The organism is Affinirhizobium capsici, from assembly GCF_977018625.1.
Window position 1 is genome coordinate 63,429 of record NZ_CDRNXD010000005.1, and the last position, 23,808, is coordinate 87,236.

19 protein-coding genes and 1 tRNA gene are annotated in these 23,808 nt (G+C 54.2%); 7 read left to right on the top strand and 13 right to left on the bottom strand.

Annotation, left to right across the window (positions count from 1 at the left end; all coding sequences use genetic code 11):
- Window positions 1–7 precede the first annotated feature (7 nt).
- The 7 genes from tssF to tssA form a co-directional block, all read right to left on the bottom strand.
- A complete protein-coding gene (tssF, locus tag AC0JZ1_RS16465) occupies window positions 8–1,789 on the bottom strand; it encodes a type VI secretion system baseplate subunit TssF (RefSeq protein ID WP_471883535.1) in 1,782 nt (593 codons plus the stop codon).
- The gene (gene tssE / locus AC0JZ1_RS16470) at window positions 1,782–2,291 is read right to left on the bottom strand and encodes a type VI secretion system baseplate subunit TssE (protein WP_471883536.1); all 510 of its coding nucleotides are present in this window, start codon (window positions 2,289–2,291) and stop codon (window positions 1,782–1,784) included. Before tssE ends, tssF begins: the two co-directional genes overlap by 8 nt.
- Window positions 2,284–3,123, bottom strand: coding sequence for a type VI secretion system accessory protein TagJ (locus tag AC0JZ1_RS16475; RefSeq protein WP_471883537.1), 840 nt, complete (start codon window positions 3,121–3,123; stop codon window positions 2,284–2,286). Before AC0JZ1_RS16475 ends, tssE begins: the two co-directional genes overlap by 8 nt.
- The gene (gene tssC, locus AC0JZ1_RS16480; RefSeq protein ID WP_471883538.1) at window positions 3,120–4,508 is read right to left on the bottom strand and encodes a type VI secretion system contractile sheath large subunit; all 1,389 of its coding nucleotides are present in this window, start codon (window positions 4,506–4,508) and stop codon (window positions 3,120–3,122) included. Before tssC (AC0JZ1_RS16480) ends, AC0JZ1_RS16475 begins: the two co-directional genes overlap by 4 nt.
- A 57-nt stretch (window positions 4,509–4,565) precedes the next feature.
- Complete coding sequence (tssC, locus tag AC0JZ1_RS16485) at window positions 4,566–6,044, bottom strand: type VI secretion system contractile sheath large subunit (protein ID WP_471883539.1); 1,479 nt, start codon at window positions 6,042–6,044, stop codon at window positions 4,566–4,568.
- A gap of 99 nt (window positions 6,045–6,143) precedes the next feature.
- Window positions 6,144–6,650 carry a type VI secretion system contractile sheath small subunit gene (tssB, locus tag AC0JZ1_RS16490; protein WP_471883540.1) on the bottom strand — a complete coding sequence of 169 codons (507 nt, stop codon included), beginning with the start codon at window positions 6,648–6,650 and terminating at the stop codon, window positions 6,144–6,146.
- An 84-nt stretch (window positions 6,651–6,734) separates the two neighbouring features.
- Window positions 6,735–7,778 (bottom strand): type VI secretion system protein TssA, encoded by a 1,044-nt coding sequence (tssA, locus tag AC0JZ1_RS16495; protein ID WP_471883541.1) that lies wholly within the window; start codon window positions 7,776–7,778, stop codon window positions 6,735–6,737.
- 232 nt (window positions 7,779–8,010) lie between these two features.
- Between tssA and tssH the strand changes: the two genes are divergently transcribed.
- The 4 genes from tssH (at window position 8,011) to AC0JZ1_RS16515 (ending at window position 13,383) form a co-directional block, all read left to right on the top strand.
- Window positions 8,011–10,785 (top strand): type VI secretion system ATPase TssH, encoded by a 2,775-nt coding sequence (gene tssH / locus AC0JZ1_RS16500; RefSeq protein WP_471883542.1) that lies wholly within the window; start codon window positions 8,011–8,013, stop codon window positions 10,783–10,785.
- Window positions 10,786–10,819: 34 nt separating this feature from the next.
- Window positions 10,820–11,296, top strand: coding sequence for an Hcp family type VI secretion system effector (locus tag AC0JZ1_RS16505; RefSeq protein WP_377397857.1), 477 nt, complete (start codon window positions 10,820–10,822; stop codon window positions 11,294–11,296).
- Between the two features lie 105 nt (window positions 11,297–11,401).
- Window positions 11,402–12,478: a hypothetical protein gene (locus AC0JZ1_RS16510; RefSeq protein ID WP_471883543.1), complete on the top strand. Its 1,077-nt coding sequence runs from the start codon at window positions 11,402–11,404 to the stop codon at window positions 12,476–12,478.
- Between the two features lie 11 nt (window positions 12,479–12,489).
- Window positions 12,490–13,383 carry a hypothetical protein gene (locus tag AC0JZ1_RS16515; RefSeq protein ID WP_471883544.1) on the top strand — a complete coding sequence of 298 codons (894 nt, stop codon included), beginning with the start codon at window positions 12,490–12,492 and terminating at the stop codon, window positions 13,381–13,383.
- A 119-nt stretch (window positions 13,384–13,502) separates the two neighbouring features.
- Here the strand turns inward: AC0JZ1_RS16515 and AC0JZ1_RS16520 are convergent, their stop codons facing one another.
- The 4 genes from AC0JZ1_RS16520 to AC0JZ1_RS16535 all read right to left on the bottom strand — a co-directional run bounded on the left by AC0JZ1_RS16520 (window position 13,503) and on the right by AC0JZ1_RS16535 (window position 17,196).
- Complete coding sequence (locus AC0JZ1_RS16520; RefSeq protein WP_471883545.1) at window positions 13,503–14,546, bottom strand: quaternary amine ABC transporter ATP-binding protein; 1,044 nt, start codon at window positions 14,544–14,546, stop codon at window positions 13,503–13,505.
- Window positions 14,539–15,426: an ABC transporter permease gene (locus AC0JZ1_RS16525; protein ID WP_471883714.1), complete on the bottom strand. Its 888-nt coding sequence runs from the start codon at window positions 15,424–15,426 to the stop codon at window positions 14,539–14,541. The genes AC0JZ1_RS16520 and AC0JZ1_RS16525 overlap by 8 nt, the downstream gene beginning before the upstream one ends.
- A 178-nt stretch (window positions 15,427–15,604) precedes the next feature.
- Window positions 15,605–16,603, bottom strand: coding sequence for an ABC transporter substrate-binding protein (locus tag AC0JZ1_RS16530; protein WP_471883546.1), 999 nt, complete (start codon window positions 16,601–16,603; stop codon window positions 15,605–15,607).
- Window positions 16,604–17,121: 518 nt separating this feature from the next.
- Window positions 17,122–17,196 (bottom strand) — tRNA-Gln (locus AC0JZ1_RS16535).
- A gap of 172 nt (window positions 17,197–17,368) precedes the next feature.
- On the opposite strand from AC0JZ1_RS16535, the gene AC0JZ1_RS16540 reads away from it, so the two are divergent.
- Window positions 17,369–18,280: an MBL fold metallo-hydrolase gene (locus AC0JZ1_RS16540; protein ID WP_471883715.1), complete on the top strand. Its 912-nt coding sequence runs from the start codon at window positions 17,369–17,371 to the stop codon at window positions 18,278–18,280.
- A gap of 17 nt (window positions 18,281–18,297) precedes the next feature.
- Here the strand turns inward: AC0JZ1_RS16540 and AC0JZ1_RS16545 are convergent, their stop codons facing one another.
- Window positions 18,298–19,224: a DUF1499 domain-containing protein gene (locus AC0JZ1_RS16545; RefSeq protein ID WP_471883547.1), complete on the bottom strand. Its 927-nt coding sequence runs from the start codon at window positions 19,222–19,224 to the stop codon at window positions 18,298–18,300.
- A 183-nt stretch (window positions 19,225–19,407) separates the two neighbouring features.
- Between AC0JZ1_RS16545 and AC0JZ1_RS16550 the strand changes: the two genes are divergently transcribed.
- A complete protein-coding gene (locus tag AC0JZ1_RS16550; protein WP_471883548.1) occupies window positions 19,408–19,686 on the top strand; it encodes a hypothetical protein in 279 nt (92 codons plus the stop codon).
- 49 nt (window positions 19,687–19,735) lie between these two features.
- Entirely contained in the window at window positions 19,736–20,782 is a 1,047-nt protein-coding gene (locus AC0JZ1_RS16555) for a glycosyltransferase family 4 protein (protein ID WP_471883549.1), read from the top strand.
- Here AC0JZ1_RS16555 and ppdK read toward each other — a convergent pair.
- Entirely contained in the window at window positions 20,779–23,445 is a 2,667-nt protein-coding gene (gene ppdK, locus AC0JZ1_RS16560; RefSeq protein ID WP_471883550.1) for a pyruvate, phosphate dikinase, read from the bottom strand. The two genes, AC0JZ1_RS16555 and ppdK, sit on opposite strands and share 4 nt — an antisense overlap.
- Between the last annotated feature and the right edge of the window lie 363 nt (window positions 23,446–23,808).

The window sequence follows — 23,808 nt, forward strand, 5'->3', positions numbered from 1 at the left end:
CTGGGCCTCACAAGAGCGGTCGTTCGGCTGCACGCGCAGGCCACCGGGCAACAGGTTCGCTGATACCCTTCATGAAAACGGTGAGGCGCGTGTAGCTGTTGATGGATGTGTAAAGGCCGAAGAAGCGATCGAGAATGCTGCCGAAAAGGTAGGCTGAGGCCTGATCAATCGCATTCGGGTCGAACGTTAACGCGATATCGGTCCCGGGAACCATTCCACCATGCGGCATTCGCGCCAGCGAAGACTGAGCTTGAAGGCTGACAATCGCCTCTGCAAACTGTCGAGTTTCTGGGCTATCCCTAAAATTGTAGAGCGACAGGATATCTTTCAGTGCACCGCCATTACCATCAGTGAGCGAGAGATGATTGAGCAGGAGATGTGAGATGAGACGCCAGTTTCGTCCTTCCTGATCGTTCATCCGCACCGAAGGCGTTGGTGGAAGCAGGGCTTGCACTCCACCAACGGCTTCATGGCCGGAAGCAAGCTGTAAGTAGGGATGACCTCCACCGAACGGCAACTGCTCTGGCAGATCCCGATTTAGGCAAAGGGCATCGACGCTGGCAACCGTATCGACAGGGCTGGCAAAGCGCCGTTCGCGATCGACGAAGGCTATATCTGTGTCGCTGGTACGATCATCCTCATTGAATTGGCGGCTGATCTGCCAGAATGTGGTTGAACCATCAGGTTTGTGCGCGCGCCCAAAGAAGGGGCGGCTCGTTTCCCGCGTTCCGTTCGGTGTCGTCAAAGTCACGCTTTCGACCGAGTAGATCTCACGTGTTTTTTGCCGCCGCGCATCGGGAAGAAGACGATATTCCGTGCGTGTACCATCGATAGCGATGGGTTCGCAGGCTTGCCGGAAAAGATTGACGATTGGCGTGGCATGCAGAGCAAAATCACGGGCGGAAACTGTCCGCTCAAGTTTGGGGTTGGCTGCATTCAGATAAACGAAGATTTCAAGTGTTTCCTCGCGCCAGCCTTCCAAACCGGAAATTTCCACAAAGAGCGACTTCTGCGGCAGGGCAAAGAATTCTGTCAGCAATCGGTAACCGTGAAAACTTGGCGCTGGATAGGGAAGCAGAGCCTCCTCCGAACTAAAGCCGATCGGTCTCAGGTTCCGGCTGGGCAGGATGTGAGGCTGCATGTCACCAGAATGGCGGGCCAAGGCTATGCCGACGGTATGATTGCAAAGCAGTTCATGGATTTGAATGGCCTGTTGCCAGGGAGCGGCAATATACAAGCGGAGCCTTGACAGGCCGAGGCTGCTTATCGGTTGGCGCGCATCGCGTGATCGAAGGGAAAGCCTCAGGCAACCCGTGACACCGGGGAAAGATACTGGCGGAGCATCAATCGGCTGCCCCATGAGCCTTGCGGCTGCAAGATCAATCGGTGCCACAGCGACATCCTGGCTGGTGCGAAACCGGCAGGTTTCACCAGCTACCGGCTCTGCCAGCACTTCCGTGTGGCGCGGAACGATTTGTTCCCCCGCGAGAGTTTTGGCCGGTTCAAATTGAACAACGGACATAGAAGGCAGCGGTGCGAGATAATGGGGATAAAGAGTTTCCAGTAGGCTATCGGTGAGTTCCGGAAACTCATCGTCCAGCTTTTGGCGCACACGCGCTGCCGAATAGGCAAAGCTCTGAACCAACCGTTCCACATGAGGGTCATCTATGACTTCCGCCGTCATGCGAAGACGACCGGCTATCTTTGGAAAGCTTTCCGCAAAACGGCTAGCACGCTGGCGCAGTGCAGCCAGTTCTTCATTGTAGCGGGCTAGGAAGCCTTCAGCCATCGCTGCCCTCCACCTGAATTCGCTGTGACGATGGGTCAATAACGGATTCGAAGCTGATGGGCGGCATACCCTCGTGAAGGCGGAAGGTTGCTTCAATACGCATCCGAAGTGCACGAGCAGTGACACTGCGGCTCTTCAAAATGGTAACTCTGACATTGGACAGCCGTGTTTCGAAGCGGCTGATGCTGCGTTCAATAGAACGGGCAAGCCCTAGCTTTGCTTCATCTGTCATAAGATTTGCAGCGACCGCGCCGTCGACGCCATAATTGCGCAACGAGTTTTGCAATTCGATAAGTTCGCCCTTCGGCGTTTCAATGCAGCGCCGAGTGTTCAGCAGCATTTCAAGATCGCGCCGAATAGCCTCGCGCATCTCGCGGATCTGGTCTGCGTAGCTGAGAGGCGGATCGACGGGGCTGAAAGGTGCATCATCTAGCAACCGATCTAGAACCGATCGAGTGATCTGCCGCTCTCTTGGCCGGAAAATGTCGAGAGGATCAGCCATGGACAAGCTTTTGCCCAGCAGTTGACGCGTTATCAGATGGTGCAGCAAGCTCTTCGATGTCGCTCATCGGAACAAGCTGATCGCCTACAAGGAAACAACGGTGCCCGGCGCCAACGGTAAGGCCTGTTTTCAAGACGTGCCAATCGGTTGAGCGACCAAGTTTCGCTTCGGTGCTGGTCACTTCACCGCCATGATAAATCGCAGGCAGCAGCACTGGCGCAACCGCGCCATCCGTTAAAGTCAGTTCAGCTTGACGAAAGGCAATATCCCGTGGGCGACGCATGGGTTCAATCCGCAACTGCGCTATCCGGGAAAAATCGATCCAGAGATAGGCACCGCTGCTCATAATGACTTCAAGGGCATGTGGGATACGATCATCCAGGTCGCGAAATTCAGACACCACCTTGCCATTGAAGCGCATCGTCTTCTCGCCACGCAAAGCATCCAGCTCAGCAAGCGTAACCTTGGCCGTTTCCGCATCCCCTTCCCGGTTTGCCAAGCCAATCTTCATGGCTAACTTGTCGAGTGTCGTTGGGCCTTCTGGAAATTCAGGCACGGCGCCCAACTTGAACCAGGCATCGCGGGCGGCCATTCCCCGCAACTGATTTCGCAGAAGCGCAAAACCCATGACGGCATCCGGCTGAAAAGTCGCAGCCAACGCGCACTGGTTATCAGCACGCTCGTAATCATCCGCGACGATCAGCAGATCAATATAGATGTTGCGTGCTTGTGCATCGGAAGGACTAGCTTTCACCGCTGCCTTGGCTAGGTCCAGAGCAGCATTAAGATCCCCCTCGCCCAGAACTGATGAAATCTCTTGAAAAAGGCTCATGCGGAAATCCTTTCGCGACGGTTCGCGCTCGCCGGTGCCATCCTGTCGGGGTTGGCTTCGGCAATGAGATGGAAGCTGGTGGAAATATCATCCAACTGGAAATGCGGCTGGAGACGCACGGTACAAGCAAAACTCCCAGGCTTGCCGGGTATTTCGGAGACGGAAATACCGGCTGAACGCAGGGGATAACGAACGCGCAGCGCAACATCGGCATCATCATTGCCGAGGGTGTAGCCGGTCAGCCAGTCATCCAGCCGACGTTCCAGAGTGCGCGCATCGGTAAGTTTGCCGATTTCATCGCGCATGATCACCTTCAGGTAATGGCTGAAGCGCGAGGCACACAGCACATATTGCAACATGGCAGCAAGGCGTGCGTTCTGACGTGCCTGATCGGTAGAATAGTGCGGTGGTGCATGAAGAGACGGGTTGGAATTGAACAGAGCATTGGGCGTGAGATAGGTCGATCCAATTGCGATCAGCCCCAGTTCGCCAAGTTGTTGCTCCTGATAGCTGGTAAGTCTCACTTCTAGAGGCGGTTGTGCACCCAGATATTCGCTTTCAATGCCCAGATCGAGCGGCGCAACTTCCACTTCGGAAAGAAGCCCGCCATCGATACGGTCTTGCGTCACTCCTCGAATGTCGGCGAACCATCCAGATTCCAGAAAGTTGCGGATGATGACCGCGCCGAATGCAAAAGCACCATTCGCCCACAGAAGAGTTTCGCCCCCCTCCGACACATGTTCATGGAACGGGAATGGATCGCCACGGCGACGATCATGCGGCTTTAGCGGTTGGCGCATCAAGACGCGAGGCGCTACAAGCCCAAGAAAGCGCGCATCATCGCTGCTGCGCAAGCTGTTCCAGCGAAGACGTTGAGGATCCGTGGAAAGCCAGGTGAAATCCTGAATGCGGCTGAGTTCCGAAAAGTCCTCAAGCCCTACTGTCTTTGGTGTGGCACCTGCCACAAGGGGGCAAAAGGCGGCTGCAGCTAACATGCCAATATGCGCCAGTGCACTCACCGGGTCAGAGCCCGCCGGATCTTCCGGCGAGAAATAGTAGTCTGCAATCAGCAGGCCAAAGGGCTCGCCACCGGCCATGCCGAACTCCCGGCTATAGACGAGTTCGAAAAGATGGCTCTGATCAAAATCGGATGCTCGCTCTAGAGAACGAGCAAGCTCATGCCATTCAATGCTCAGAAGCTTGATTTTTACATCTGAGCCCCGGGATGCCTGCCGGACCAGCATGGCAAGCCCACGCCAACGCGCTTCCATGGCCTGAAAGGCAGCATGGTGCATGATAGCGTTCACTTGTTGGTTCAATGCTCCATCGATCAGGCAGATAAGTTGATCTGCAAGCCGACGCGCATCACTGCCGACATCGAGCATATCGCAACCTCCCGGGAAGGAGGGGCGTCTGTCCAAGACGCCCGCCCTGCAGGTGGATCAGTTCTTGGACGGAATACGTGCCACCATTCTGAGCGATGTGGTTAGCTCTTCCATCTGCAACCATGGACGCATCCAAGCTACAGCATTGTAAGAACCCGGACGTCCTGGAATTTCCTGAACGGTTACCTTCGCGTCACGCAGGGGATATTTCGCACGAGACTCTTCACCAGCATCGTCATTGGCGTTGACGTAGTTGGAAATCCAGCGGTTGAGCCAGGCTTCGCAATCCTTGGCTTCCATGAAGGAACCAATTTTGTCGCGGCCCATCACCTTCAAATAGTGCGCGAAACGCGACGTCGCCATCATATACGGCAGACGGGCAGAGACTGCCGCATTCGCCGTTGCCTCAGGCCTGTCATAGAGTTTCGGCTTGTGCGCCGTCTGTGCACCGAAGAAGACTGCGTAATCCGTGTTTTTGTAGTGGCACAGCGGAAGAAAGCCGAGCTTGCCCAGTTCCGCATCGCGACGATCTGTAATGCCAACTTCCGTCGGGCACTTCAGATCCAGATCGCCATCGTCGCTGGAGAAAATGTGCATCGGCAGATTTTCAACCTTACCACCATTTTCCGCGCCGCGGATCGCTGTGCACCAACCGCTCTTTGCGAACGCATCCGTCAGACGTGTGCCGAGCACATAGGCCGCGTTCATCCAGCAATAGGAATCATGCGGCAGTTCGCCGGTCGTCGAACCGCCAGTTTCATCATAGTTGAAGGCATCGACCGGCACTGTTTTCGGGCCATACGGCATGCGAGAGAGAACGCGCGGCATTGCGAGCGCCACAAAGCGCGAATCATCACTTTCGCGAAAACTACGCCACTTTGCGTATTCCACGGTTTCGAAGATCTTTTCGAGATCGCGTGGTTTGGCAAGTTCCGTGTAATCTTCGAAACCGAACATATGCGGGCTGGCGGCAGAGATGAATGGCGCGAATGAAGCAGCCGCAATCATCGATACGCCTTGAAGCAATTGCACATCTTCGAAGGAATTATCGAACTCGAAATCCCCAACGATAGCGCCCATTGGCTCGCCGCCTGGTGTGCCGAACTCGTCTTCGTAGATGGATTTGAACAGTCGGGACTGATCGAACTCGACCGCCTTCGCGAGATCCTTGGAGATCTCACGCTTGGAAGCGTTCAACACCCGGATCTTCAGATTGACGCTCGTCTCAGTGTTTTTCACAAGGTAGTTGAGCCCGCGCCAGCTTCCCTCCAGTTTTACGAATTCCGGCGTATGCATTATGGCAGCGAGCTGGGCCGAAATTGCCTTGTCGATTTCAGCAATCGCGTTGTTCAAAGTGATGGTGAGGTTTCGATCATAGGTTACCGTTCCCTTCAGAGCCTGGTCGGTCAGGGTGCGCAACAGGCTTTGCGCACGGTCCGGTTCTGTTTGTCGGGTGGCAGCAACAACTTTTGTCAGCAGGTTATCCTCGACAAAGGTGGATTGCTCCCTCGCCTGAACTTGAGTTTCAGCACTCATCTCATCATCCTTCCGATGGCGGCGCGGCTATGTCTCGCGCTCTTGATGAACTTTTGGTCAGCATGACAGGCAGCGGCCGGACATGCGGAGTCTTCAGTTTCAGGACGCGCGTGATTTATCGCCGAGCTGGGACACCAGCTTCGCCAAATCGCCCTTGTTCTGCAGGATTTCTTCAAGCAGGCGCTCCAGCTCCTCAGAGCGATCCGCCTTGCTCATCAGATCGCGTAGCTCGTTGCGCGCATCCAGAAGTGCCTTCAACGCCGGCACCTGTTCGACGATCGAGCCGGGCTCGAAGTCTTCCATTTTTTCAAATTTGAGTGAGACGTTCATCTGGCTGCCGTCGTTTTGCAGCGTGTTGTCAACGGAAAGCTGAAGGCCAGGCGTCATACGGCGCATGACGTCGTCGAAATTGTCACGATCGATCTGAACGAATTTGCGCTCACCAAAGGGCTTCAGCGGCTGCGTAGGATTGCCGGAAAAATCGCCCAGAACGCCAACAACAAACGGCAACTCTTTTGCGACCATAGCGCCCTCGGTTTCCACCTCGTATTTGATGTGAACCCGTGGCTTACGAACCCTCTCCAACTTTTCATGTACACTTGCCATCTCGAATGTCTCCTTCCTGCACTCGGGCAGATCTATTCAAATGAATTAGGTCGCGCGTGACGCACGGCCAGAGGTTGTCACGTTTCAACTGGAATCTGTGGTCTTGATGCCCGCAGCCGACAGAACCGCCTGTCTTTGATGCGCATCAGGTAAGAGCTCGGCTAGAAGATCCGAAAATCCCATTCGCCCACGGCGCACCAGGGTTTCCAACGAAAGAGAGATCGGTGAGTGAGGCTCGTTCTTTTTGAAGTAGCGAGCAACCTGCAGGATGATTTCGAAGGCTTCTTCTCGCGAAGCAATATTCTCTGGGGAAGGCTTTCTTATCTCTGGCACCGCACCCGTGATGTCAGTACCCGCGTCTGCGCCCTGCGAAACCTCGCTCTCCGATAGATCTTCGCCAACATGACCCAGTATGCGTAAAGCCGAAGCCGCCTCGGCTAGCACATTGCGTGTATTAGAGCTCGCTGGAGCAAGCGTGCCGCATCTCTCAGTAAGTATTTCCGTGATGCGATCAAAAAGTGTGAGGCAGTCGGTTATCGCTGCATACTGCTCTGATATCTGAGCGACATTCAGATTTGCAAATGCGTTTTCAAGGTCTTCCCGAACGCGGTCCTCGCCCGGACGTTGCGCCACTTGAAAGTCCCACAGCGTGTATTGTCCGAATTTCGCGCCCGGAATGAGTGAAGTCAATCGGATAGCTTGAATCAGCGTCCCCTCGCTACCCGTTCCGTTCAATCCTGCAAATGGAGCAAATCGCTCTTCTGCATCGTCATTACCGATGGAGTGCAGCTCATCGAAAAATTGTTCTAAAAGCGACACCGTCACATCGTAGACTGCGCGCAGACCCGCATAACCACTGACCCTAACCTGCGCCTCCGTGAGCCAGGCAAGGACCTCTATATCCTTGCTAATAGAAGATAAAATATGCAATCCCAGATTGCTCACCTCCTGCCAAAGCGGAGATAGACTTACATTTTCACCGGGATTAATCATGCGCTCCGAGGCTCTTGCAAGGCCTCTGGCATCCTTAATTTTGAAGTATACATCACGAACATCAGTATTGGTGCGAACGTTTTCCCCGCATGGCCGATCTTCACTAATTGAAAGCTTCAATTCTTCGAATTTCATTACATGCGACCCTTGCAAGCAGAGAATTTAGCGCTGCGCGTAACGCATATTGGACAATTAGGACTTGTTATCAACCCCCTATAAATGATGTCAGAATGATGACAAGCTTCTTGTTGCTCTAAAAAGTTAGCATCGATCACTTTTTCCTCTGGACATCTCAAACAACCCGCCATAGCTAAGTGAACTCAACCAATGCGTGGGCCGAAGCAACGAATTTACGGAGCTGACCTCTATGTCGCATATCGATCTAGACCGCCTGATCAAAAGGCTGGAGCCGCCACTTCGTGTCGGTCTTGAGACAGGTGCATCGATCGCTGCGCGTATGCAGCACTCGAGTGTAGATCTCTCGCATTGGCTTCGCGGCCTTCAAGATGTTCCAGATATCGCGGCCCGTTTTTCCACGTTAGGCATTGATTGCGAGGCGCTTCGCCAAGAAGTTGATGCAAGCATCGCGGATCTTGGTCGCGGTGATGGCGCATCGCTTGTCTTGTCGCAGAACATATTGTCCGTATGCCGGGAAGCGTGGCTTCTCTCTTCTTTAGAGAGTGGTCGAAATGAGATTCGGCTGACAGATATTCTGGCTGCAGCTTTGGATGATAATCAGTTACGCGGCTATATTCGCGGCGCGGCTCCGGCGCTTCTTCGACTTGACAGGAATGCACTCGACACAGCGCGCAACGAACAAAAAGATGCGCTGCCATCCGATGACGCCACTTCATCGACAGCCAGCCCCAAGGATGCAAACGAGTTCCTGCGGCTTTACACGCGAGATATGACCGCTGATGCCGAGAGTGGTAGGCTGGATGCGGTGATTGGCAGACAGCAGGAGTTGCGGCAAGTCATCGACATTCTGATGCGCCGCAGGCAGAACAATCCCATTTTGGTCGGGGAACCCGGCGTAGGTAAGACAGCCATCGTCGAGGCCCTGGCCTTGGGCATCGCGCAGGGCGAGGTACCGGAAAAGCTCAGCAGTATTCGTTTGCTGCTTCTGGATTTAACCTTGCTGCAGGCGGGTGCCGGCGTGAAGGGTGAGTTTGAGAGAAGACTGCATGGTGTAGTAGACGCGGTTAAAAGCTCTCCAGAACCGATTATTCTATTCATTGATGAAGCCCATGGCCTGATTGGCGCGGGTGGCCAGCCTGGACAGGGCGACGCTGCCAACATTCTGAAGCCGGCTCTGGCAAGGGGCGAGTTGCGGACGATCGCGGCGACTACCTGGAGCGAATACAAGCGTCATATCGAAAAAGATGCCGCACTGACGCGTAGATTTCAGGTCGTTCAGGTTGCGGAACCAGATAACGCTACCGCTGTACAAATGGTGCGCGGCATAGCTCCAGGCCTCAAAAAGCATCATGGCGTAAGAATTCGCGACGAAGCTATTCGGGCTGCCGTTGAGCTTACTGCTCGTTATCTTCCTGCCCGCCAGTTGCCGGACAAAGCCATTAGTGTCCTCGATACTGCTGCCGCCGCGGTGGCGCTTGCTCGCCAGACTACCCCCGGTGCCATTTCAGATCTGCATCTGGAACTTCGGCTCTTGAAACAAGAGCATGCGTGGTTAGCCGCCGAGCCGCAGACCGATGCAAGCGAGACACGTCTAGACGAGATTGTTACCGAGGTCACCGCCATTGAAAGCGAGATCGCCTCGCTCCAATCAAGGCTGGAATCTGAACTAAGGCTTTCGTCGGAGGCCGATCGACTGGAGCAAATCATTGCTTCGGATGACGATATCGTTGCACTGCCACCATTGTCTGAACAGGGCGTGGATGTCTCCAACGTTACTCCGCTCGGGCCGCAGTCGCGTTCAACAGCATCTCCGTCGCTGGCGTTGAAGCAACTGGAACAGGCTATCATTGATGTTTCTGGAGAAAAGCGCCTCGTTCCCCGAGTTGTCGATCGCGATGTGGTGGCCACCATCGTATCCCGCTGGACTGGCATTCCAGTTGGAAAATTGCTGACAGACCAGATCGCTGCCGTTCAAACGCTGGATGACAAGCTTAAGCAGAGGGTTCTTGGGCAGAACCATGTGATTGGCCGAATTGCCAACGCTATGCGTGCTGCAAAGGCTGGGCTTGCCGATCCGACGCGTCCTCCGGGTGTATTTCTGCTTGTTGGCATGTCCGGAACGGGTAAGACCGAAACCGCACTGTCTGTTGCCGATATCCTTTATGGCGGCAGCCAACATCTCACCACCATCAACATGTCGGAGTTCAAGGAGGAGCACAAGATTTCCATGCTTCTGGGCTCTCCACCCGGTTATGTCGGGTATGGCGAAGGTGGTGTGTTAACCGAGGCTGTGCGCCGTCGCCCCTATGGTGTTCTGCTGCTGGATGAAATCGACAAGGCTCATCCCGGCGTCCAGGAGATCTTCTATCAGGTTTTCGACAAAGGAACGCTTCGTGATGGTGAAGGTCGTGACATCGACTTTCGCAACACGACGATCTTCATGACAGCCAATACTGGCTCTGAATTGCTCGCATCCTTGAGCGGTGATCCAGACACCATGCCTGAAGGCGAAGCACTTGAAGCATTGCTGGTTCCTGAGTTGCAAAAGCATTTCAAGCCAGCTTTCCTTGGCCGCACAACAATCCTGCCATTCATGCCGTTGGATAAGCAAAGCCTGCTTGGCATAGTGGACATTCATCTTGCTCGGATCGCAAAGCGCATCACAACGACTTATGGCGCGCAACTGAGCGTGCAACAGCAGGCTCGCGATGCGCTATGCTCGCGCGCTCAACTAAGTGAAATGGGCGCTCGCGCCATAGAAGTGATGATTATGAGAGATCTGATGCCAGCTCTCTCGTCTCAACTTCTGGAAACGCTGACGACCGCTTCAAAGATCAGAAACATCGAAATCAGGCATGATGGCAAAGCCTTCACAATTCATGTGGATGCCATCAACGCCGCACAGGAATCCGTCGATGCTCCAACAGCGGGTGCGCCGGATGATGTAGCCCCGGCTCGCAAACGCGCGCGGGGAGGAGCACGGCGCCGTGCCGACGTGCCTTAACCAGCAAACCATTCTCGAACAGGAGAGCTGAAGCATGCCGATTTATTTGCAGATCGATGGAATTCAGGGTGATGCAACTCACGAACAGCATCGCAAATGGATGGATATCGAAGCCATTCACTGGAACGTATCCCGTAACATGAACACCGCAGCAGGTTCCGCTGCTAACCGCGAAGCTTCTGAGCCGACGGTTTCAGAAGTGATTCTGACCAAAGTGAGCGATTCGTCCTCCACCAAGCTTTTCCAGGAAGCGTGCTCTGGCCGCACAGGCAAGCGGGCGACGATCCATATGGTCACCACCGGTAATCCGGGCGAGACTTATATTGAATACACGCTGACAAACACTTTGCTGGCAAGCTATTCGATCGATTCCAATGGTGACCGTCCGATCGAAACGATCAAGCTGAACTTCACCAAGATGGAAGTGAAGTATACGCCATTCGACGAGAACCAGTCGCCACAGTCGCCGATGATCGCGTCTTACGATCTCGCCACGACCAAGGCTGCTTAAAACTACGCCGCTCATGTGGTGCCGGCAACAGTCGGCACCATCTCACATCTGCCTGCCTTGGCCGCAGGCCTGGGTTCAATCCGCCTTATATAACGGAGAGGGCAAATGTCTTCAGCCAATGAGCGTTTGAATGAAATTCTTCTCGATCTTCCAAAGTATCAAGCTCAGTGGGAGTCCTACGTGGCAAATCCCTACGTTCGAGCCTATGATCTTGCCTTGGAAAACTTTAATCGAGAAACAAAGGCGCAAGCAGAGCGAGATCGCGCGAAAGCTGAGTTCTTCGTATTCGGCGCGTCTATTCTGACCGGCAGCGTCATGATGGCTGCGTTTGCGACCACATCAGTGAGAGTTCTCGCCGGTCGCGCTGCTCTGAATGTCATCTGCAACAGGAACCTCAACCGCACCTTCGATATGCTCCATGCTGCGAACCAGAATAAGACCCTGATGTTCGCTCTGGGAGGCGTGATGGACGAGGTGAAAAAACTGGCTGGCGATCAGGTCAAGAAGGCGGCTGAGAAGTTTGCCAGTAGCGAACCTATGGCTTCCGCAACCACATCGATCAACTACAAGACGCGCCTGGAAGACTTCATCAACGCAAACTTTATCTGCATCCACGACCTCGTGGAAGACGTGCGTAAAGATAACAGCTTGACTGACGCAGCTAAGAACCGGGTCGCGGAGTTGGCTCGGAAGGTGCCTTTCTGTAACCCACCCGCTGGCCGAAAGGTAAATGAGCAGCGCCTCGCTCAGAAGATGGAATTGCTGTTTTACATGGTGGCAGTTCTTGATTCCGATAAGCTTGTTAGTTACGCCCCTTCCGTGGGCGGAAGTGACCACACCATTGGTCGCGAAATCGAGTACAGCAAAAAATCAATCAGCCAGCTGCCTTCAGCCCAGGATTATCCGAAGGAAACACAGCCTCGACTGATGCGGAGCCCTCTTCCCCATTACGCACCGGGCCAGCGAGTGACCTATGAAAATATTGGCAGCGGAATTCGTGACCGTATCGATGCGTTGAGCGTTCAGACCGGTAACGGCAAGTTTTACCCTGATCAGAACGTGGTCGAAAAAATGTTCGTCAACCCAACGCAACATAGCCACATGCTAAAAGCGGAATTCATTATCAACAAACTATCCAAGGACACAACGCCGCAAGCTTTGACCGAAGTAAAGTCCATTTGAGCGGATTACGCATGGCGATCAGCTTCACAAGGACTTGTATAACAGTAAGTCGTAGCCGGTTGCTAACGCCGGTGGTTGCGGCCGTTTTCGGCGCATTCCTGTTTTCGTCTGGCTTGGCAAGTACCAAGGCTTCAATCGACCAGTCTTTCATGCTTGTCGAGCAAGTTGACGGCCGCTTGTCGTCCACGTCCAAACTTGTTGAAACGGTATCAGCTGCGGCACAAGCGGATGGAGTGAACAAGGTCGACGTCTTAACGCCTATACTGAAGAAAGCTGCTTCGTCTGCCTTCGACCACGCTGCGATGAAAGACAAGATCTCAGCGGCATTAGCCAAAGCGAGTGGTACCACCGTCACCGGGGCTGAATTCGCCCAAGCCGCTCAAGATCTGGCCAATATGTTTATAACTGATGCGTCTCGAGAGCCAGGCGGCGGCAGCGATTTGCAAAACCCGGAGCGCATTTCAAAGCTTGTGGACATAATGGCATCTCCAGATCTGGCATCTGAAACGGCATTGACTGCGCAGGTCATGTATTCCGCTCTTGAGTTGCTTACCAATGCATCTACCGATCAACTCCATGCATTATCCCGAGATGACCTTCAGCAACAATTGCTTGGGCTTGTGAAAACGTTGCGCGCAAAGCACTCTAACGAGAAGCCAGTGCCAAAAGACATTGCATCGGCTCAAGAAAAAAATCGCCTCTCTGTGATGCTCAAAAATCTCCCAGAGCAAGATTTGAGCGTTTTGGAGGATTTCTATAATAGCGATACCGGGAAAGCCAAAAGCGAAGCGCTTATCGATGCTTATCGGGAAGTTTCGGATGCTGCAAATGCGGAGATGCTTAACTTATACATGCAAGACGTTCTCACACAGTTGAAGACGAATTCAAGCTTGAAACAGAACTGAAGGTATGCGCCCTTACGCAGACGTAGCAAGCTGCATGGTTCAGCTCTGACTGAGCTCGAAGCGGGGCGACGCGGCGATGATGGCCGCGTCGCATCAACCTGCATGGCGTTTCTCTATGATTAGTGCGGTTGGTTCGATCCAATCATGACTTTCGCAATTTGCGGCAATGTCACATAACCGACCGGCGTTTGCTGGTTGAGTACAACGAGCTTGCCTTCCGGCGTGCTTGCCAAAATTTGCATGGCATGATCCAGACAGGAGCCAACCTGAAGGCTGAATTCGCTCGCGACAGGCTGTCCGCTATAAGGCTGCATGATCGCATCGACACGAATAACGCGGCCCCGGTTGACCTCCTTCACAAAGCTTTCCACGTAACCATCTGCAGGTTGGAGCACGATGTCCTGGCTACTCCCCTGCTGGATAATCTCGCCATCACGTAAAATCGCGATTTGATCCCCCAGCCGAAGAGCTTCATCAAGGTCGTGTGTAATGAACACGATCGTTTTGCGAATTTCCTTTTGCAGATCCAGCAAGACCGTTTGCATGTCAACGCGAATAAGTGGATCAAGCGCCGAGTACGCCTCATCCATCAGAAGAACCGGCGCATCATTGGAAAGCGCACGAGCAAGTCCTACACGCTGCTGCATGCCGCCTGAAAGCTGGTTCGGATACTTCTTTTCGAAGCCCTTTAAACCAACTCTTTCAATCCAGCGCATGGCTATATCGACAGATTTTGCCCGTGGAACACTCTGAACTTCGAGACCATAAAGTGTGTTTTCAAGTACATTGCGATGGGGGAATAGAGCAAACTTTTGGAAAACCATTGCGGTTTGGTGCCTGCGAAATGCCCGCAAGGCCTGCGGACTCATTTTGCAGACATCTTCCCCGCCGACCAAAACCTCGCCGGCGGTGGGATCTATCAAGCGGTTGATATGGCGGATCAATGTTGACTTTCCTGAGCCTGACAGACCCATGATCACCTGAATCGTTCCTGCCGGTATGGAGATATTGATGTCTCTCAAGCCCAGAACATGGCCATGCTTATCGTTCAGCTCGGCTTTCGTCAGTCCGTTCTTCACAGCCTCGATATAGTTGGAGGCTTGTGCACCAAAGATTTTATAGAGATTGCGGATCTGAATCCCTGCAAATTCCTGATCAACCATGGGCGATCTCCCGATGCTTTTGCAAGCGAGCGCCGAAGGCTTGGCTTACACGGTCGAAGATAATAGCAATACCAACGATGGCGAGACCGTTGAAAATGCCCAGTGTAAAATATTGGTTAGATATGGCCTTCAGAACCGGTTGACCTAATCCTTGGACGCCGATCATTGATGCAATCACTACCATGGCAAGCGCCATCATGATCGTCTGATTGATGCCAGCCATAATCGTTGGTAGCGCCAGCGGAAGCTGGACGTTTTTCAGCTTTTGCCAGCTTGAAGAGCCAAAGGCATCCGCAGCCTCAAGCACATCGCGGTCCACCAGCCTGATACCCAAGTTCGTCAATCTGATCATCGGAGGAATGGCATAAATGACCACTGCGATCAGGCCAGGTACCTTACCAATGCCAAGCAGCATGACCACCGGGATGAGGTAGACGAAACTGGGCATTGTCTGCATGACATCCAAAACAGGATTAACCAGTGACTGTACGCGGTTGGAGCGCGCCATAAGGATTCCGATGGGAATACCAATCACGATGGAAAGGATGGTGCAGACCAGAATCATCGATACGGTTTTCATCGTATCTTCCCACATCCCGAAATAGCCAATGGCCAGCAGAGTCGCGAGACAGCCGATGAGAATTGGAATGCTACGGCTAGCAAACCAGATAACAAGGCTGACCAATACCAGGATAATTGGCCAGGGTGTTTGTGTCGTGAATCGTTCACCCCATATCAGGAAATGCTGAAGTGGAGAAAAGAACGTCTCAATTCCCTCACCGTAGGATCGCGTAAAAGCGCGGAAGCCTTCATCGATCACCTTTTTCAGGTCACGCAATGAAGATTCGTCCATTTGAGGAAACTTAGTCAACCAATCCATATGGTTCCCCTGCAAGCTCCCGGCGGTCTTTTGCCGTCTTGGGAGCCAGTTTGCGTTATTTAGCGCGTGAACCGCACCGCGAATAAATCTTACTGCAGCTTGGAAAGACAAACTTGGGAATGCGCCTCACAACAAAGCGCATCCCGCCTTCAATACAAGCCTCAGCTAAATCAAGTCGTCAAAGAGCAGCCTTGATTTTGGCAGCAGCTTCTGGCGATACCCATGTGGACCAGATGGCCTCATTTTCCTTCAGGAAGTGCTTGGCACCATCATCACCACTAGCCTGATTGTCGCTCATCCAAGCCATCAGTTTGTTAACAGTGGCATTGCTCCAAGAACGCTTATTGAGGTAGCTCATTACATCCTTGCCCGACTTCTCCGAGAAGGATTTGGTCACCAGCGTCTGGACCTTATCCTTGGGCCAATCGTTCTTTTTAGGGTCCGGGCAATCAGCCACTGTGTTGCAACGCTTCCATTCCGCAGCGTTGTAAGGAACACCGTGCTCAAGTTTTACCATCTCGTATTTTCCGAGAAGCGCGGTCGGTGCCCAGTAGAATCCCATCCAGCCAAGTTTACGTTCATAAGCCTTCGCGATAGACCCATCTAGGCCCGCGGCAGAGCCCGTATCGACGAGACTAAAGTTTGCCTTTTCTGCTCCATACGCCTTGTAGAACTGCGAGGTAATGACGGTACCGCCCCAGCCTTGCGGACCGTTGTGGACAGCGCCTTTGCTTTTATCTTCCGGATCCGGGAACAATTCAGGGTGCTTAAGCGCATCCTCGATCGTCTTGATATCAGGATGCGCGTCCGCAACATATTTGGGTATCCACCAGCCTGATACGGCGTTGTCGGAAAGGGCATAAGCCGCACCAACCAGCTTACCTTCGCCAATTCCGCGGCTGACAACATCTGGCAGCAAATCAACCCAACCCTCAGGTGCCAAGTCAGGTTGGCCTTTTTCAATCATAGACGTAATCGTCGGAACAGTATCGCCTACGATAATATCGGCTTTGCATCCGTATCCATTATTCAAAATAAACTTGTCGAGACTGGCAAGAACCTCCGCACTTTGCCAGTTCATGCTTGCAATCGTGACGCTGCCACAGTCTGCGCGCGCCGCACCCGTCATTGCCAGTAAAGCGAGCGAGGTGCATGCGAGAGCTGCAAGATGTTTCATGTTTTTGTCCCCATTGTTGTTGCGGCATTTCGATCGGGGCGAGCTGCCGCTTGACGCGCCCCGGGAACTCGGGCGCCCTTTATATATTCGGCAAAACACCGGCGGACGGCATCCGTCCGTCGCATGGCCAGTGATCATGAAAATTAGCGACTAGACGGGCATTCTTGCTACAATGCATCAGGATATTCACATGGAGCATGCTGGATGTCATGTTCAATCCCCGTCCCAAGTGCTGGACCGACGCTAACCGTTGGTGCAAGCCCCATTGACCATGGATTATTCACTATTCTCCATGCCGGAATTGCTGATTAACGGCATTTTTCAAGCCTCAAAGCGACGCGCACTTACTAAAGGAATGAACCGGTCTAGGACGGCGGGCTGAACGATGCGATATTTGGCGCGACGAATGAACAGCCTCGGGCCCCAGGTAGTCTCAGTAGCGAAAAGCAGTTCATCAAACTCTTGTTGCGAAGCTCCTTGAACTCCGTAACGGTTTTAGATCATGACTCAGGAAAGTGTGGCTGGGGCGCCTGGATTCGAACCAGGGGATGGCGGTACCAAAAACCGCTGCCTTACCGCTTGGCTACGCCCCAACATCGAAGGTCAGCAAGCGCTTCGAAGCACTTCCTTCGTGATGGCCATGCGTTTAGCAAAGGTCGTTGCTTGGGGCAATCAGGTCCAGACGCTTTTTTGACATTTTCGCTGAAAGCTTCCACATGACAGTGGAGAAGGTGTTTAGGTGAAGGAAGAAACATGGCAACGACTATCGATGGACCGGAATTCGATCTGTCGTTTGAACCCGCCTATGGAGAGGCTCTTCCCGTTGCTGATGGTGTGTTGCGGCTGACATGCAACAATCCATCGCCCTTCACTTTCCACGGAACAAATTCCTACATTATTGGCGCGGGTAAAACGGTGGCTGTTCTAGACCCTGGCCCGGAAGACGATGCCCACTTCGAGTCAATGATGCGGGTGCTTAAAGGCCGTCAGGTAAGCCACATATTTATTAGCCATACGCACCGTGATCATTCCCCCCTTGCCCGCCGCTTGAAGGAAGAAACCGGCGCACAGACGGTTGCCGAAGGGCCGCACAGGGCGTCGCGTCCTCTGCACGAAGGAGAGGTCAACCTTTTTGCGGAAAGCTCTGATACCGATTTTGTGCCGGACATCACCTTGGAAGATGGACAAACCATCGAAGCGGATGGCTGGTCATTGACCGCGCTCCACACCCCGGGACACACCGCGAACCACAGCGCATTTGCGCTAAACAATAACGGGATCGTATTTTCCGCCGATCACGTCATGGCCTGGGCAACGACCATCGTTGCGCCCCCAGATGGCGCGATGAGCGACTTCATGGCGTCTGTGGATAAGCTTCTGGAGCGCCAGGATAAAGTCTTTTTCCCAGGCCACGGCGGGCCTGTGGCTGATCCGGCGTCATTCTTGCGCGCGTTGCGAACACATCGACGCATGCGGGAGCGCGCGGTGCTGGAGCGGGTAAAGGCCGGAGACCGGCTGATAGTGGAAATGGTTCAGGCCATTTATGCTCGCACCGATCCGAGGCTGCACGGTGCAGCCGCACTTTCGGTGTTGGCACATCTAGAAGATCTGGTTGATCGCGGGCGGGTGCTCACAGAGGGTCCGCCGTCCCTTAACGGCTCCTATTGGTCTGCATGATCAGGCCACGCGACCTGTCACTCAGGAGCAAGCCCTAGAAGTTCGGCATCGAGAGATCGCAGGAAGGCTTGGGCAATTTCTGCACTGACACCAAGATCGTGCGATCCGTAGCGCGAGGCCACACGCACATCTACCATCACGGTCTCTTCCTCCTCCCGCAGCCGAACCGCCACATCGAAGGGCAAGCCAAGGATGAGCGTGCGAACAGCGCCTTGCAGCAAGAGATCACCCCGCGCCTGCGCCTGAAGCATAGAGGGCGGCGCTGCCATGGAAGGGCGCGCGAGTGGTATTGGCACCACATCCGGCACCGGTGGCATGGCCTCTTGTGTCATCGGTTCAGGTGGCGGCGACACGCCTGCCTTCGGCTTTGCCTTCTGTGCAGGATCCTGAGCCTGCTTATCTTTCTCGAACTTTATGCGATTGGAAAGCCCAACCTTGATAACAGCTTCATAAATACGGTCGCGCGCACCTTCATACCGGCGGCTGGTAAGTTCCGGATAGGCATCCTCCTGCAATGCGCGGTCTGCGGGACTGACAAATGTCGGTTGGCTGAGCCAGAGCTGATCAGCCACAGGCTGCTTTTTCCACGCCGGAGGATCGGCCACATCAGTCGATACATCGAAAAGCGCTGGCCGCGTCTCGTAAAACCATAGACCGGCACCGAACAGACAAAGCGCTGGCATCGCCATCAAAATCGCCTTTGTTGCGGCAATGCCACCGCGCGCTCCGGAAACCCAGAGTTCGACAAGCCCCTTGATGGCCAACAAAAGGCTGACGAAAGAGACAGCTGCACAGAGCAAAACAAGGGCCACAAAGCTCGGCGTCGTCAACGGACCGAACCGGTGGGCGAGGAGCGAGATGAGGAGAAGCAGGAAAGAACCCAGCGCCAACCGCTTCGCAGAGTACGCGCAGGAGGAGACAGGTCTTACATAACGAACGGCCATGGCCTGATATTCCGGTTGCCCTGCACGCCACAGCAGGCAGGCATATTAAGTAAAAGCAATCAGCGCATAAGCTGGGTTAGACAGTGGTTTTCGCGCGACATACGCTATCTTCTATGTCATGCGCTGCTTCGCGTCACCCCGTCGCGGCAAATTCCTCGGTCTCTCAATCGCAAGGGCAGAGTTATGATTTTCAAGCACACAAACCGGATACTGCTGACTAGCCTTATGATGTCGCTCTTCCTTTCAGGTTGCCAAACGATAAGCCCGGAAGAACGTCGCGCGGCTGATGAACGCACCTGCCTACGCTACGGCTTCAAACCAAATACCGACGCGCTGGCGCGCTGCCTTCTGGATCTCGACCTTGATCGGCGTGCTGATGGTCGGGCTTTTCAGGCACGGGCGGACCAAATGTGGGGTGGGCCGGTGATCGTAGAGCGGCGCATCATCGTAGACAGGCGTTGAGGCTTCGCAACAGCATCAAGCATGTCATCACAAGGCAGCCGGATACAACGTGACCAGGATTCTCTATCTTACCAGCGCCGACTATGCCGCTCTCACTGGCGGTCATGTTTACAATTCGAATCTTCTGGCTGCTCTGGCGAAACAGGGGCAAACACCGCGGATATTGAAACTAGACACTGCCTTTCCCGATATTCCGTCCGATGAACGAGATATCGCGCGAGACGTTTTGCTGAACCTGCCCAAGGGTTCGATGGCCCTGATGGATCATGTCTACCTTTGCCGGCTTCAGAGCATGATGCAGCAGGTTCGCCAGCCAGTTGCGGTTATCTTTCACCACTCAGATGTGATGGAGCACGGGACGGATGCGGATGAAGAAGGGCAGCGCCTATTCCACGTTGAAAAAAGTGCTCTACAGCTGGCGACAAAAGTGATTGTCTCGTCTGGTGAGACGGCGCGCTACCTTTCTCGCTATGGCATCAAAGAGGATCGTATTCTCGTTGCTGCGCCAGGAAATCCACCAGCTTTAAAAGGAACGGCTGGTCGAAGCGAAAACAGTATGATCCGTATCCTGTCTGTAGGAGCGCTTATCCCACGAAAGCGTTATGAGCATATCCTTCAGGTCGCCTCCATGCTTGGAGATTGTGATTGGCAATGGACAATTGTGGGCGATCCCCACCGTAATCCCGGCTACACGCAGGACTTAAACTTGCAATGCCGCGCATTAGGGCTGGAAGGCAGGCTTCTTTTCGCCGGTGACGTGCCCAACGGGGAACTGCGACAACTGCGCATGAACACGGATCTTTGTGTCGCTGCGTCTTTTTATGAAGGTTATGGAATGGCGATTGCGGAGGCGCTTCGCCATGGCATACCCGTTGTCACAACATCATCCGGCGCGGTCTCAACCTGGGTGGGGGCCGGTGTGCTGCAAGTTGACGCTGAGACACCCCATGCCATGGCCCAAGCTATAAACAGCCTCGCCAACAACCGAGCTGAACTAATCAAACTCGCTGAAGAGGCATGGCAGTTCGGCCAATCCCTACTGAGTTGGGATGATACCTTTGCCGGTGTTGCCGACTGGCTGCTGACTGAGAGCTAGCGGTTGTTGGCGATTGCGGCCTGGGCGGCAGCAAGGCGCGCGATCGGTACACGGAAAGGCGAGCAAGAAACGTAATCGAGGCCGACTTCCTCACAAAAACGGATGGATGCGGGATCGCCTCCATGTTCCCCGCAAATACCAAGCTTGAGGTCGGGTCGGGTTTTTCGCCCGCGCTCTGCCGCCAACCCAATCAATTCTCCAACGCCGTCAAAATCCAGCGAAATGAAAGGGTCCTGCTCGATAATACCCTTGCGTTGGTATGTCGGGATGAAGCTCGCGGCGTCGTCACGCGATATGCCAAATGTCGTTTGCGTCAGGTCATTGGTCCCGAACGAGAAAAACTCTGCTGTTTCCGCAATGACATGCGCGCGCAAGGCCGCGCGTGGCAGTTCGATCATCGTTCCCGCCAAATAGCCGATTTGCATGCCCGTTTCCTTGGAAACATCGGCAGCGACTTCATCGATACAGGCTTTCACATAATCCAGTTCCGAGCGCAGACCGACCAGCGGCACCATGATTTCAAGTTCCACAGGCGCACCAGTAGCCTTTGCAGCGGCAGCAGCCGCCTCGAATATGGCGCGAGCCTGCATCTGCGCGATCTCTGGATAGGAAATCGCCAGGCGGCACCCGCGATGACCCAGCATCGGATTGAACTCATGAAGCGCTTCGACCCTGCGCGAAAGCTGAGCGGGCTCCATATCCATTGCCGCAGCAACTTCCTGGATCTCCTGTTGGGTCTTCGGCAAGAATTCATGCAAGGGTGGATCAAGCAGTCGAATGGTCACCGGAAGACCATGCATGATTGTAAAGAGCTCGGTGAAATCCGAGCGTTGCATCGGCAAAAGCTTATCCAAGGCGGCCCGGCGGCCAACCTCATCCTCTGCCAAAATCATCTCGCGCATGACATGAATACGCGCACCCTCAAAAAACATGTGTTCGGTTCTGCACAAGCCAATACCTTCCGCCCCATAGGAGCGTGCGGCTCTGGCATCCTGTGGCGTATCGGCATTGGTGCGAACAGCCATGCGACGCGCTGAATCCGCCCAGTGCATCAACCGCCCGAAATCACCGGAGAGTTCCGGCTGGATCATCGGCACTTCACCTTTAAGCAGCTGCCCCGAGGAACCATCGACCGTCACGATGTCTCCTCGTCGGCAGGTGAAGCCCGGACCGATCAGCAGCTCGTTGCGCAAATCAACGCGCAAGCCACCAGCTCCCACCACGCATGGAATACCCATTCCTCGCGCAACCACAGCTGCATGGCTGGTCATCCCGCCGCGTGTTGTGAGAATGGCCTCAGCAACATGCATGCCGTGAATATCTTCAGGACTGGTTTCTATTCGGACGAGAACAACCTTTCGGCCTTCCGCTTCCGCTTCGACAGCATCCTCGGCAGTAAAGACAATCGCACCGCTGGCAGCCCCCGGCGAAGCGGGCAGACCTGTTCCCAGGATAGTGCGCTCTACGCGCGGATCGATGGTGGGGTGCAAAAGTTGATCAAGCGATGCTGGCTCCACACGGCCGATGGCTTGGTCCCGGGTGATGACGCCTTCTTCCACCAGATCCACCGCAATCTTGATGGCAGCGCGCGTGGTCCGTTTTCCCGCACGTGTCTGAAGCATCCATAGCTTGCCACGCTCGACCGTGAATTCGACATCCTGCATATCGCCATAGTGGCTTTCGAGCTTCTCGCAGATAACTTTAAATTCGGCGAATGCCTCCGGCATCAACTTTTCCATCGAGGGCCTGTCGGAACCGCTGGCAAGCCGACCTTCCTCGGTCAGACTCTGGGGCGTGCGAATACCGGCAACGACGTCTTCGCCTTGCGCATTGACGAGAAACTCACCGTACAGCCTTTTCTCTCCAGTCGACGGGTTACGGGTAAAAGCGACCCCGGTTGCGGAGCTGGAACCCAGATTCCCAAACACCATCGCCTGTACGTTAACCGCCGTACCCCAGCTTTGAGGGATTCTGTGCAGAGTTCGGTAAGTCACTGCACGGGGGTTATTCCAGCTGGAAAAAACAGCAGCAATGGCTCGCCATAGTTGCGTATGGCAATCCTGCGGGAAGGCTTCGCCCAGCTCTTCTTCTATTGTCTGCTTGTAAAGTGAAACAACATGTTGCCATTCGACCGCCGATAGTTCGGTGTCATAATCATGGCCGAGACGGGCCTTTTCATCCTCCAGGATTTCTTCGAAAAACTCGTGGTCTAGCCCCATCACCACGTCACCATACATCTGGATGAACCTGCGGTAACTATCCCAGGCGAAGCGCGCATCGCCCGCATCATGGCCGAGTGCTTGCACCGTTTCATCGTTCAAGCCAAGGTTCAGAACAGTATCCATCATGCCTGGCATGGAAGCGGGTGCGCCGGATCGTACGGATAACAGCAACGGCTTTGCGCTGGCACCGAAGCGCCGCCCTGTCAGCTTCTCCATATGTGCCAGAGCCTCCAGCACTTGTTCCTCCAGGCCATCCGGCAGGCATTTTCCGTGAGAGAAATACCAGTGGCAAGCATCCGTTGTGATCGTCATGCCCGGAGGAACAGGCAGGCCAAGTGCCGCCATTTCAGCAAGGTTTGCGCCCTTGCCTCCCAAAAGAGATGAATCGCGGGCGCATCCTTCGGCGATCCCTCCTCCAAAACGGTAGACCCACTGTTTCATGCACTCCTCCGCCTTATGAGCGTTTTCCCCTCATAGGACAGATATTTACAGCAGATGTGCTGCCTTGGAAACCGGTCGGCTCCGACAATATGCTGCGATGCAGCAAATCAGGAAAGGAAGAGATTTAAGAAGCAATTGCTTGATCCAGAACATGTCGCGCAAAAGCGTAAAACGGTTTTGCGATAACGACATTCGTAGAGACAAGAGGCTAAAGTAAGTTGCATGAGGCTGATCGGCCGCAACGTGCTTTCATTTGACAGACTTTGCGGGGCCGCCTGCTTCGGCCCCGCAAAGTCTCCGGCCGGTACAGGAAACCTGCCGGGGGTCTAGCCTCTGCCGACAATGCGACAGAGCGTCATTCTC